The organism is Candidatus Firestonebacteria bacterium RIFOXYD2_FULL_39_29 (assembly GCA_001778375.1).
In the GTDB taxonomy this organism is placed as follows: Bacteria; Oederibacteriota; D2-FULL-39-29; order D2-FULL-39-29; family D2-FULL-39-29; genus D2-FULL-39-29.
Genome location: MFGV01000040.1, coordinates 15,238 through 28,515, shown reverse-complemented (window position 1 = coordinate 28,515; position 13,278 = coordinate 15,238). Strand labels below are relative to the sequence as shown.

The 13,278-nt window shown below is 38.9% G+C and carries 10 protein-coding genes; 1 reads left to right on the top strand and 9 read right to left on the bottom strand.

Annotated features, from left to right (window positions below):
* Positions 1-164: 164 nt before the first annotated feature.
* Positions 165-3,035 (top strand): hypothetical protein, encoded by a 2,871-nt coding sequence (locus A2536_10750; protein OGF46691.1) that lies wholly within the window; start codon positions 165-167, stop codon positions 3,033-3,035.
* Positions 3,036-3,191: 156 nt separating this feature from the next.
* Here A2536_10750 and A2536_10745 read toward each other — a convergent pair whose 3' ends face one another.
* The 9 genes from A2536_10745 to A2536_10705 form a co-directional block, all read right to left on the bottom strand.
* A complete protein-coding gene (locus A2536_10745; protein OGF46692.1) occupies positions 3,192-3,692 on the bottom strand; it encodes a peptidylprolyl isomerase in 501 nt (166 codons plus the stop codon).
* 243 nt (positions 3,693-3,935) lie between these two features.
* Positions 3,936-4,928, bottom strand: a complete 993-nt coding sequence (locus tag A2536_10740) for an inorganic phosphate transporter (GenBank protein ID OGF46690.1) — start codon at positions 4,926-4,928, stop codon at positions 3,936-3,938.
* Positions 4,929-4,930: 2 nt separating this feature from the next.
* Positions 4,931-5,557 carry a hypothetical protein gene (locus A2536_10735; GenBank protein ID OGF46689.1) on the bottom strand — a complete coding sequence of 209 codons (627 nt, stop codon included), beginning with the start codon at positions 5,555-5,557 and terminating at the stop codon, positions 4,931-4,933.
* Between the two features lie 111 nt (positions 5,558-5,668).
* Positions 5,669-6,388, bottom strand: a complete 720-nt coding sequence (locus A2536_10730; protein ID OGF46688.1) for a hypothetical protein — start codon at positions 6,386-6,388, stop codon at positions 5,669-5,671.
* A 46-nt stretch (positions 6,389-6,434) separates the two neighbouring features.
* Positions 6,435-7,421 (bottom strand): hypothetical protein, encoded by a 987-nt coding sequence (locus tag A2536_10725; protein ID OGF46687.1) that lies wholly within the window; start codon positions 7,419-7,421, stop codon positions 6,435-6,437.
* A gap of 155 nt (positions 7,422-7,576) precedes the next feature.
* Positions 7,577-8,836 carry a hypothetical protein gene (locus tag A2536_10720; protein ID OGF46686.1) on the bottom strand — a complete coding sequence of 420 codons (1,260 nt, stop codon included), beginning with the start codon at positions 8,834-8,836 and terminating at the stop codon, positions 7,577-7,579.
* Entirely contained in the window at positions 8,833-10,236 is a 1,404-nt protein-coding gene (locus A2536_10715; protein OGF46685.1) for a hypothetical protein, read from the bottom strand. Before A2536_10715 ends, A2536_10720 begins: the two co-directional genes overlap by 4 nt.
* The gene (locus A2536_10710; GenBank protein ID OGF46684.1) at positions 10,237-12,102 is read right to left on the bottom strand and encodes a hypothetical protein; all 1,866 of its coding nucleotides are present in this window, start codon (positions 12,100-12,102) and stop codon (positions 10,237-10,239) included.
* Between the two features lie 178 nt (positions 12,103-12,280).
* Complete coding sequence (locus A2536_10705; GenBank protein ID OGF46683.1) at positions 12,281-13,216, bottom strand: hypothetical protein; 936 nt, start codon at positions 13,214-13,216, stop codon at positions 12,281-12,283.
* Positions 13,217-13,278: the final 62 nt, after the last annotated feature.

Genomic DNA, 13,278 nt, shown 5'->3' with positions numbered 1-13,278 from the left:
ATAATTATTAACACGGGTCACAAAAGAATAAAATCCTTGATTTTTCAGTGCAAAAGTTATGGCTTAATTTGCTTGTTGCGGAATCGCTGGCTTTATCTGTGTTGACTTTTAAAAACTTTTTCATTATCATAGCTTAGAGATAATATTTTTCCTTGGAGGCTATTTTGAAAGCATTTATTTCTGAAACAAAACGCATCATGGCGCTGCCAATTGCTTACCCCGTAAACACTCTCGGTGGTTACGGAAAAAACGGCGAAGTTATTTACGAACGCTCTCCGAAAGGCTGTCCTTCCGTCCTCGTTGATAATCGAGGAGCTGTAACGGCAACTTTTATGTCAAATGGCTCTGCAGGATTTATGGTAAAACTCCCGTCGGGTATGGAAATCAAGGTACTCGAAAGTCATTTTGATATTTCTGAAAAAAAAGAAATCAACGCTCCCTCCAATAATGTTTGGCTCCGCCTCGACGGGAAAGAAACAAGGATAGCTTCACTTATGAATCCCAGGAACAATATAAATCTTTCTCCCAAAACACGTCGGCTGGTAAAACTCGGGGATCCCCTTCGCGCTTACTGGTACACCGCTTCTTTTGCGCCGGAAAAAGAAATTCTTCTTAAGACTGCAATCCGTCTTTCTTTTGTGGAAACACCTAAAGGACCGGCATTAATGCGGCAGATTTGTATTATCAATCACGGAAAAAAAAGAGTTTCCGGGCAGCTTTTGACGCATTATACTTTACACGGAACGCAGCGATTCGCGTACAATAAAGATATCTGGTATGATTCAGGGCTTGCTGTATCTCCTTCTGAAACTGTCGTTTCTGCTTTTGTTCCCTATTCCGACGCTGTGCAAATAAAAAGGCTGTCTTCCTCCATGTTGAAGCTTAAACCGATTTTTTCAACCTGTGACTATTCCGCCTTTGCCGGTGATACATCGGCAAATATTATTTTTCCTGACGCAGTTTTGCAGGGCAAGCTTTTAGATGAAGATTCCATGAAGAAACTCAGCCGTTTTGCCACTCCCACAATCGCGGCAAATGCTTTTGAATTCGATCTGAAGCCCGAAGAAGGAGCGGTACTCTTTCAAAGTTTAATGTACATAATGGACAAAGAGGAGATCAGGGATTTTCGTAAGAACTCTTCCGCCCCCCTTCCCACATATGCTTCTGTTTTTAACAGCTACAAAAAAGCCTCAAAAGCCCTACTGGCGCATACTCCAGATGCAAAAAAGTGTGCAGAGGAACTCGGGAAAAAAACAGAGGCTAAAACGACCCCCTATTTTGATCTTGACCTGCCGAACGATAAGATCGTGTCGCTTTATGCAAACTCACTCTGGACCGGAGTTAAGGAACTTTACGAAAATTGCCGTGCTCACGGGGCAAAGCTGGCAGACGGTATAGAAATAGGAACCCGGGATAGAGCCCAGGATATGTGGCCCAAGATAAAAGAGGATCCCGGCCAGGTCAGAGCAGATCTTATTCATGCTATGAGCTTTATGTATATGACGGTAAAAAACGACCCGGACAAATTAAAAAGTCCGCTCTCTCTAAGGCAAAAACTTCACGGAATGTTCCCCCGCCAGTTCCCGAGCCGCTGGAATGACAGGGCCAAAATGGTCATGAATGATAACCGCCCTTATACCGACAGCCCTGTATGGATGCTTAACGCAGTCTGCATGTATATTAAAGAAACCGGGGATATCTCCATACTTGCCGAAAGAGTAAAGACAATAACACTTACAACTCCGGATACTCCCGAAAGATCCGGTATAGTCGGCGGGGAAAAATCATTTCTTATCGCGGAAGTTATCATACAGGTGCTTTTTTGTTTTGAAAGGCACGTAAAAGATTCCCCTTACGGTTTATGCCAGATCCTATACGGAGACTGGTGCGACCCTATAGATATGTTTGGCACTTCAAAGATAGGGGACGAGGCGACCAGGGGAAAGGGCCGCGGAGCGCAGGTACGGCTTTCCGCCCATCTCTTCAGCACTCTTATTGAAATAATAGATATGTTTGAAACACAAAAGGCAGTTTCCCTGCTTAAAACAAATAAAGTACAGGTAGATCTCTCCCATTTTAAATATTTTGCCGGCCGGCTCCGGGAAAATATAATAAAATTCGGATGGGAAGACGGGACAGGGGATTTTCCCGCAGCTTTTATCAGCGCCATTCATGAATTAAAGTTAAACGGAAAAGTTCCTGCTTATAAAAAAGGCGAGACGGGTTATACTCTCGGCTCTATGAAAGGCCGGGATTACGACGGATTGAACCGGAGAGAGCTGACTGCTCAGGCTTTCGGCCTTGAAATGCTCGGGACAAAAAGAGAGTATTTAACCCCGCTGGAAGGCGCAAACGACATGATAAAGAAACTTCTCCGGACAATGGACACACTTTTTTACCGGGACCGGCTCGGACTGGTGCTTTTCACCACTCCTATAGGAAATAATCAGAGGTCATTGGATTACGCGGGCCGTATGGGGATATTACCGGTCGGAACCGCGGAGAACGGGGAATATCATCACGCGCAGCTTTTCATGCACTACTTCCGCCTGGGAGTAGAAGGAGAAGAAAACACTGCCTGGAAGCAGTTTAAACCAATAATCTCGGCATTAAGGGACGAGAGTCTGGCAGGCCCTTTTGAGACAACCTGTACTTCTTATGTCTCAGACCCGGAGGATCCTCATTTCGGCAAAGCCATGTATTTTGGATTATCAGGTACCGTAGACTGGATCGTTGAGTTCTTTCAAAGGGTAGCAGGAGTCAAGCTTGCCCTTCATGATTCAAAACAACCTGACCTGAAAATAGAACCCCGTCTACCGAAAGAACTTAAGAATACCCTGACCTTTAAGAGAATAATCCACTGCAAAAAAAGCTGGAAAGATTTTGTAAAGATTCCTCTAACCATAGAAATCAGCCGGAAACCTTCTTTAAAAAATAAGCTTATAAAAATAAACGGCAAGCGGGTAGAAAAAGCAGAGATCCCTGATGTATCAAAGATGAAGAAAATCCGCATTGAGATAATTTATCCGGTTTAAACAATAATTAATTAAAAAGAGCCTGTTTCTATGCAGGCTCTTTTTATTAGTCAATTACTTTTGTTTTATCAGTGACATCTCTTTTTCCATCCGTGTCATCAATCCCAAAATTCTATTAAGAAATCAATTTCAATTTGTTATACACATACACATTGTTTATTTAGAATTTTGGGTATTTATTGTAACTTTTTCCATTACTATCTTGTCTTTTGGCCTGTCCCCGGGTAAAGTGGCTGCTTCTGACATTTTTATTGCCAGATCCATCCCTTCAATTACTTTTCCAAATATAGCATGTTTCCCGTCAAGCCAGGGAGTTGGAGCTACGGTAATGAAAAACTGGCTACCATTAGTATTCGGTCCTGAGTTTGCCATAGAAAGCATTCCGGCTTCACTGTGTTTTAAAGAAGGGTTAAACTCATCATCAAAGGCATAGCCCGGTCCGCCTCTTCCCGTACCGGTAGGATCTCCGCCTTGTATCATGAATTTCGGTATTACTCTATGGAATATGACCCCGTCATAAAATCCTTTTTCCGCTAATTTTACAAAATTGGCGACTGTTTTTGGCGCCTTATCCGCAAACAGTTCTATTACAATATTTCCCATATTCGTTTTGATTGTTGCCGTTGTTTTTTTTGCTTTTACTTCACCCGTTGTCATATTCTTCTCTCCTATTAACTCCACTTTTTTAAGACCTTCCTTGTTTACCCCCTCTCCTGCCGGTTTTGCCTCCTCAGCAAAAGAATAAACCGCAAACAACATTACCGCCGCAAAACATAACCCTGCTCTTTTCATGCCTTTCTCCTCCTTTTTGAAAAAGATTCCACTGATTACACTTTTGAAAAATATTTCACTTCCGCCATTAAACAACCTTGCATAATTGCTTTTATTCTTTTTGTACTTTTAAAATAATTTTGGCTTTATAAGAAGATAAGCGACTATCGAGATTAAAGCAGAGCAGGGAATGGTCAATAACCAGGCCCATACTATATTCCCTGCAACTCCCCAGCGAACAGCGCTCATGCGTTTTAATGAACCGACTCCGACAATTGCTCCGGTTATTGTATGTGTTGTACTTACCGGAATACCAAAAGCAGAAGAAACAAACAAGGTAACTGCTGCACCTGATTCTGCGCAAAACCCGTCAACAGGTTTAAGTTTTGATATTTTCTGTCCCATAGTCTTTACAATACGCCACCCGCCAAACATAGTACCTAATGCTATGGCCCCGTTGCAGGAAATTATCACCCAAAAAGGAATATAAAACTCCCCGGTTAATATTTTAGCGCTAAAAAGCAGACTTGCAATAATACCCATTGTTTTTTGAGCATCATTTCCGCCGTGACCCATACTATAAAGCGCAGCAGAAACCAGCTGCCCTTTTCTAAATATATTATCAATTTTTGAAGGTATGCTCTTTCTAAAAACCCAGTAAACAATAAGACCTATTAAAATCCCGAGAATCATCCCAACAAGAGGAGAAATTACAATAAAAGCAACGGTTTTCATTATACCGCTCATTACAAGCGCACCGGGACCAGCCTTTACCATTCCGGCACCTATGAGACCTCCAATCAGAGAATGAGAAGAACTCGTAGGCAGACCAAAATACCATGTTATAATATTCCAGCCGCAGGCTCCAATCAGTGCTCCAAAAATAACATATTGATCTACTACATTAATATCAACTATTCCTTTTCCAATAGTATTAGCAACATGCAAACCAAAAAAAAGAAACGCAACGAAGTTAAAGAAAGCAGCCCAAATTACAGCATAACGGGGGGATAGAACCCTGGTAGAAACAACAGTGGCAATAGAATTTGCCGAGTCGTGAAAACCGTTTAAAAAATCAAAGGCAAGCGCAAGCAGTATCAGAAAAATAATAAATATCGTCATTGTTAAGCGTTCTTCACTAATATGGATTCTACAATATTGGTAACATCCTCACAAATGTCGAGGACAGTCTCTGCTTCCTGATAAATTTCTTTCCATTTAATTATTGCAATAGGATCTTTTTCAGTTTCAAAGAGTTCTACAAGTGCCTCATCTCGCTTTTTGTCACCGGCATTCTCCAGCCTGTTAACTTCCACGCAAGCCTTTAATATTGTCTTGACATTTTTCAGGTCGCGAAGGCCCTTGATCGCACAAAGCACGCCAAGGACGGATTCTTCAATTATAGAACCAAATTCCACAAGATGTTTATCAACTTTGGATATTTTATAGATTCTCATCCTGCTGGATATAGTACAGAGCATATCAGTGATGTCATCCATCTCCTTAGCAAGAGCATGGATATCTTCCCTGTCTATAGGTGTTATAAAAGTCTTATCCAGCTGATCAAGTATGGAGTGAGTAACGTCATCTCCCTGATGCTCTACCTCTTGCATTTTGTTTAATGTTTCTTCGCTCATAGAGCCGGTCACAACGGCTTCTTTGAATATTTTAGCCGCCTCTACTGCGTAATCCGCCTGTTTTTCAAGTAAACCAAAAAAATTATATTCTTTCGGAAGAAACCTGTCAAACATATATTACCTCTCTTTTTTCGGGCCAAAGATAATCATAAGCCCACTCAAATTACTTTCCTGTTATGTTAGCAAAAATATTACTTTTTGTAAACCTTTGATTTTATCTTGATTTTATCTGTACAATGAAGGATAATATGATGCTGGAGCAAGACCTTTTTGTTCTTCTTTGTCCAATTCACCATAATATATATCCATAAGGCTTTTTGGCCTATACTCTCCGGAAACAACTTTTCTTATCCTTTCAGTCCTTTTAGCATTAGCCTTCGGGTTTTTGATTATATTAAAAGTTTCAGGCGCTATTATCATTGCAACTATTGAAAGATATTCGTCTTTGGTCAGCTTATTAAAAGATTTTTTAAAATACACTTTTGCCGCATTGTCAAATCCAAGAACTTCTTTACCGTCAATATTACCAAGATTTATATTATTTATGAATAGTTTTAACTGATCGTCTTTTGAGACCAAAGGATTTAGAGCGAACAAGGCAATCAAAGTTTGCTTTATTTTAGCTATACCCGGTTTAAAAGAAACAAAATAATATTTCTTAACCAGACCCTGGGTAATTGTCGTTAGTCCCGCACCCGGAGTTTTAATATCTACACCGTTATGCTTATAAAAATCCGGATCTTCAACTGCCAGTAATGCATCCAGTTGCCATTTATTTAGATCACTAACCTTCAAAGTTATATTACTTTCTTTCAAAGCTTTTTCAATAATTAAAGGCGTATCTATTCTTGCTTTAAATATCACAATTATATAATAAAGAACAACCAGGAAGAATACTATTATAATTGAGAATAAGAAGTATTTCGATATTTTATTAAATTTCATTTTTTACTCTTTCGCAGACAGTATCCTGATTCAATTATTTCCCTTACTAAAACTTTACCATCATTTTTATAACTTTATCTTTCTCCTGATTGCATTTCTTAATGCCTTTTTCCAAATCATCGAGTTTAATGCGGTGCGTTATGAGGGTTTTAAGATTAATCCTGCCTTCAGAAACCAGTTTATTTCCGAGCTGGATCATTCTATCATGCGCGTAAGCAACCCCAACAACTTTAACGCCCTTAGAAGCTATTCTTATCATATTTACCTGAGAAGGTTTTGTTGCATGTCCGTAAACCATATATCTTCCATTTGCTTTTAACAATTCTATAGTTATGTTGAAAAGTCCAGGGTCATCAGTTCCTGCCGCATCAATAATCAAATCCACTTCATTGCAGTATTTTCTTACCGTCCCGGTTAAATCCTTTTCTTTTGTATTTATAACTAAATCAGCCCCTAATTCTTTTGCCTTTTTAAGCCTGTTTTCATATACATCCGCCACAATAATTTCTCCGGCAAGCATGTTTTTTACAACCTGTAAATGAAGCAGCCCTATTGTACCTGCACCTAAAATTAAAACTTTATCGGCAGGCCTTATCTCGGAAGAATAAGCAGAAGCCAGTACACCGTATAGCGGCTCAAGTAACGCACCTTCTTCATAATTCAGATTCTTTTTTAATACATCCATTGAAAACATCCGGGAAGGGTAGATCCTGCAGTATTCCGAAAATCCTGCACCATCCATACCTCCAATTTTACATCCTAAGGCAATCCTGTCTCCAATTTTATATTTTTTGATGTTTTTTCCGGTCTTAACTACCTGCCCGCTGAATTCGTGGCCAAAAACATGAGGAGTTTTTATCGATTGATTATATTTTAAATAGCTGCCGTCATATATATGATAATCAGTCGAACTACAAATACTTGAGCCTTTTACTTTTATCAACAAACTGTCATTATCAATCTTTGGTATATTTATTTTTTCTATGCGTAAATCAAAAGGTCCGTGAATTACAGCTGCTTTCATTTTATTCATATATTTTCCTCCAATTTTCCCCATGCTTAACGACAATATTCTTTCTAAAAGTAATCCGGCTATTTCAAAACATTTTAGTTGTAAATTTTATAAAATTACACAAAACATACCTTTTATTCCGAGCAAGATAAGGAGTGATCTGACCATATGGATATTTACACTGTCTGAATTGTTATATCTTTACTGATTTTTTCTATGGCCTTCTTGATTTTCTTTTGAGTTTCATCGGGTAATGAATTTTCTGATTGGTTTAATTTCGTTAAAGACTTAATCACTCTTTGCTTATAATGACTTTCTTCCAAAGCGCCTATATTATCAAGTAAAATCTCTGCCGCTTCATTAGATCCTTCCAACTCGCCTAAAACCCAAGCAGCGCTTATTTGCATCCATTTATCATTGCTTTTAAACATCTCTTTTATGGTCTCTAATGCCATTTCGGGTTTATATCTAAAAAGTGCTTTTGCGGCATTTGCCCTTACACGGTTATTTTTATCCTCTAAAAATTCTTTTAATATTTTTTCGGCTACATCAGGATTTTCTTTTTCACTGATCATTTGCGCATCCACTATTTCTATAGCTTTGGCTTTCACCCTGGGATTCGGATCATTCAACATCAATCTTGGAGTTACAAATCCTCCCGAAGACTGCATTCCGTCAGACAACCGCAAAAGAGAGGATCCTTGCGATAATGCTACCTGCTGCTGCATCATTACATTTAAGATAGCTTCCTGCTGTTTCATCATTATCGCTTCTCTTCTTAAAGAACTTCTTACAGAAACGAAATAAATCAGCCCAACCACGATGATTATTACAACAATCAATCCGACCGCGCCGTAAAACACTATTGATTTTATTGTCTCCACCATTGAATCATTTTTCTTATCAAGCATATTTATAAGTTCTTTTCTTTCAGTATCAGATTTTGCAAGTATCTGCCTTATTAGTTCATTCGGTTTTGTAATGGCACCTATAAGTTTATCCTGTTGATTTTGAACGGATTTCAACAAATCAAGCGTTACCGTATCCTGTACAACCACTCTTTCATAAGTAACAGCTGAGACCGGAGATGCAACCGGTTTTAATTTTTCTGATACATTTTCAATAACACTTTCTATTTCTTTATTTTCCGGATCGTATTTCTTTGCTTTTTCAAAATATTCCAGCGCATCCTGATACTGTTTATTTTTAAACAGCACAACTCCTCTTTCCAGAAGCATTTTAACAAGAAATGCCGATACTTTTTTTTCGGTTGACCCCAAGCTTATGGCTTTTTCTACATCAACTATCGCGCCGTCAAGATTTTTCTTTAAATACTTCTGTATGCCTCTATGAAAATAAACATCAGAGGTCTGATCTGCAAACACATTCAAATAAAATAATGATAAAATAACCGCAGCAATACCAAGTTTTCTCATTTTACAAACTCCATTATAGACTGTAATTGTTCAAATAGTTCCTGCGCGAACGTACTATCAGGATTGACAAACAACACCCTTCCGACTGTTTTTTTGCTTTCTTCATATTTTTTATCATTGCTTAATTCGTCCGCTTTTTTCAGGAGTTCATCTTCCAGCTTGGCGATAATCGAAGGATCTAATTGCTTTGCTTCTGCCAATTTTTCTTTTGCTTCAGTTTCCTTACCCGTATCCAGGTCCTCAAATGCTTTTTCAATAATACTTCTGGCTTTTGTGGCTTTTTCTACATTATCCATTTGGGCCAGTAAATCAGCCGCTTCCTGGCTGTCAGGTATGATTTGTTTGGCCAAAACTATTTCTTCTCTTGCCTTGTTATAATTCTTTTCATTATACATTTTTAGTGCCCTGCTAAAATAGAATCTAAAGTTAACTTCTTTTTCCTTTTGTACGATCCATCTTTCGGATTCAGCTAGCAGCATCCCGAATCTTACAGTCAAGCTTACCATGTGGCTTATTCCAAGCGAATGAAAACCTACGGCATAATCAATACCAAAATCCTTGGTCTCATATCCAAACCCTGTAGTAATTTCTTTATAATTTATCCCGCCTCTGACACATATGTTATCCACTAACTTATATTCTGCGCCTTCAAACCAGCGGATCGCCATTTTGTATCCGTCCGAATACTTGCTGCCGTCAGGTAGAACATTCATGAACATAACATCGGAAACCAAAGTAAGTTGTCCCGGTAAAAGTTCGTAAGCCGCGCCTAACCTTAAATTTGTAGGAAAACTTTCCGCTTCCCGGCTCAAAGTGATCCGGGGAACCAGGAGATTTTGAATTGTCACGCCGCATGTTAAAAAAGGCAGAGGCTTTACAATGGCTCCAACATCAACTCCATATCCTATGGCGGAATATATATCTATTGTGATAGCAGCAATCTTAAGATTTGCGCCAAGAAACAGAAACGGGGATATTTGCTGGGAATAACTAAAAATATAACTGGCTTCATTAACAGTGCCGGCGCCGTTCAAATTTCCATTACTATCCGTCCTGTCAATGGTGCCTGTATCTAATGAAACCCTGGAGATGCCTAAGACTGAACCATCCGCAATCGGATATCCGACACTGATACAATTAAACGATACACCCGTAAAAAGCGGAGCATAAAAAACAGAAATTTGTTTACTTACAACATCCGCAATACTTGCCGGATTTGAATATGACAAAGATGCATCTTTTGTCAGCCCGGAAGACGCTCCACCCAGAGAAAGCATCCTTGCACTGCTTCCAAAAGAAGACAGGTATTCACCTAAAAATCCGCCGCTATTGTCGGCTGATTCATAAGAATACCCGAGGCTTACTAAAATCAGTATGTATACAATAATTAATTTTTTCATTTACCTCAGCACCATTATTTTTCTTTTTTCTATAAGTTTTGCAGTGCCGTCTGAAGGTTCTGCAACAACATGCAAGAAGTAAGCACCGCTGGATATTCCCATTCCGCTTCCATTTTTGCCATCCCAGGTTACTTTGTTGCTGTACCCGCTAACTTCACCCTTTCCGCCCTCAACTCCGGCCTCATAGTTAAAAGTACGCACCAAATCTCCTAACGCAGAATAAATTTTTATGGTTACCATGCTATTTGACGCGAGAATATAACTTATAGACATGTTACCGTTTGAAGGTGAATAAGGAACGGGATAACACAAAGTCTGCAAATCTGTCCCGGGCATTGTTCTTGCCGTATAATTTATCGAAACACTTCCCAATGCAGGGGTATTTCCGCTCACGGATGTGGAAAATACGGCTTTATACTTCAGATACCTTTTACCGCTGTGCTGCGCATTTATTATTTCTCCGGACGCATTTGCATAATACCCGGTAGTGGTACCGTCTGAACCATAGAAATTCCACGGTCCTGATTCACTATTACTTGAAGCAATTTGAATTTTCAAGGAAGTAAATAACATTTGATCTGTAGGAGTCCAGGATATTGAACTAAAAGATGCCGCGGCTCCTGCATCAAGGATCATCGAAGTATATTCACCGCTTGTCGCATAAGTTACATCCGAGAAATAACACAAAATATCGTATCTTGGAAAACTTTCATCCCATCCGGCCCCCGCAATATTTTCGGTGTAAACAGAATTTGTACCGTCAAATGTCAACTGATCGGCATCCCAGTAAACCTGATTATAGCCTTCAACCCTGTATGGAGAATAATATTTTGAGCTTGTTGAACTTGGAGATTTTAAATATATCCTGTAAGAGGTATCCAGCTTTAAAGTTCTTGGCGTTGTAAAATCCGCTGAATACCACTGAAAAGATGTGCTTGCGCTATTTTTATCCACAAGCTTTACTGCTTCAATCTCATTATGGTTGGTAACATCTTCTAAAACCGCATATAAATGATCTTCCGGGGATGCAGTATTGGCTTTAACTCTAAACGAAATCCTCTTTAATGTCTTGTCGGTATTTCGAATAGTTATTATCTCGCCCAAATAGTTATTACTATAAACCTTTAAATCAGAAGTGGCTTTAAAATAAACACTGCCTTCTTCTACCCCGCCTTCTATGATATACATAGGCTGGGATATTTTATCAGTCCAAGTCGTCCCCCCGTTTGTACTTTCTAAAACAGTCAAATAAGTATCTTTTGTTTCATCAAAAGAAGTCATTCCCATTTGTGGAACAGTTCCATATATACCCATGTGATTGGTAGAATCAGGAACAGTCCCGCTGTCATAGGCTACAACCAGATGATAGATAGTGCCGCTTGTCAGGTTTTTTGTACCGCCTAAAGTTACAGACATCCAACCGTTAGAACCTATCGAACTTGAATCGACTGTTACAGAATCATACCAGGCGCCGCTTGGTTTATGTGTTGCTGCATTATCCGTTTGTATCCCGACTCTATAGGTTGCAGCGGGACTTCCGGCTAAATATACACATAAATGAATTTTACTGAGCGGTGTTTGATTATTATGCGATGTAAATCTTATTGAATAAAAACGTGTTGAACTGTCAAGAGGGAATTGAGTTCCGGCGGTTCCCTCAACAATAAAAGAACACCCTATCTGAGTTGAAGTTAACACGGTAAGCGAAACATTTGCAGCAGTTCCGGTATTAGATATTTCTGAATTTGAAAACGTACCGGGTGAAAAATCAGAATCCGTAGTCTGAGTCCAAGTCGTAGCAAATGTAAAAACAGGGACAAATGCTATTATTGAGACACAAAATACTTTATTTAGAATGGACTTCATAATGTATTATTATCATTTTTTTCTGAAATCGTCAAGTTAATAATTGTTTCAGTTTTAACTTTATTAATACTCCAGGAAGCCTTTGACTATAATACTTTCCGATTTATTCAAATGTAAAATATCATTATTTTCTCTATGGTTTAAATTCAAAAGCAGACAATTTCATATATTTAATTTTTTACTTCTTTTCTTTCTTCTTCTCTACGGACTTCTCTTCTTTTTTTTCTTTTTCGATAAACTTCCAATCCAGAGATATTAAATGAGAACCAAAGGTGCCGGTTATTGAATTAACAGGATATATAAACGCGTAATCTATTTCTATCTCGCCAACAACATAACTTGCACCAAAAGTAATTTCACCGGAATTTGCGCCGCATCTTAATCCAAATATTTTACTATCGCTCCAATATTCTACTCCGCCGCATAGATCAAATTTACCTGATGTATAAATTACGTCCGCTGTCGGCGTAAAATTACCTGATTTATAGGATATCCCGCCTCTTATTTCTCTCGGCATTATTGCGCTTCCATCTCCTGACAACGATATATCCGGTCGCAAAATATTATCAACCAGGCATCCTAAAGTCAGGCCATTTACCGGCTTTAAAGTTATTCCCGCCGCAAAATTGGACAAGGTTTTTTCCATTCCTTTTTTCAAAAATAAATTGTCAAAGGCAGTATAAGCATTTGCAGTATAATAAAGACCAAGAAGCTCTCCTGTCGCGCCTATAGAAACCGGACACCCAAACAGGTTAAACTTGCAGGCTGCAGCTAACGACAAAGTACTTTCTTTATACAAATCAGAACTAAAATACAGAAAACTTATACCTGCTGTTACAAACCTTGTAATAGGCGAGGAAAAACACAATAAACCGTTATTTAACCCGTCATAGTCTATTCCCAAAAACTCTCTGGAATATGTCAAAGATATTTCCATGTTTTTTAAATCAGAAAGATTGGCAGGATTATACAACATTGTAGAAACATCCCCGGACATTGCCGTAAAAGCATCACCCAACCCGGAAGGTCTGGCTGCAGGTCTGTCCTCAAATGCAGCATTGCTGCTTCCGGCAGCCATTGCGAATATGGTTATCAGGTATACTATCTTCTTCATTCTTTTTCCTCAACAAGGAGCCGGATAATATATTTTCTATATCCCGCCCGGTGTCGCTATTT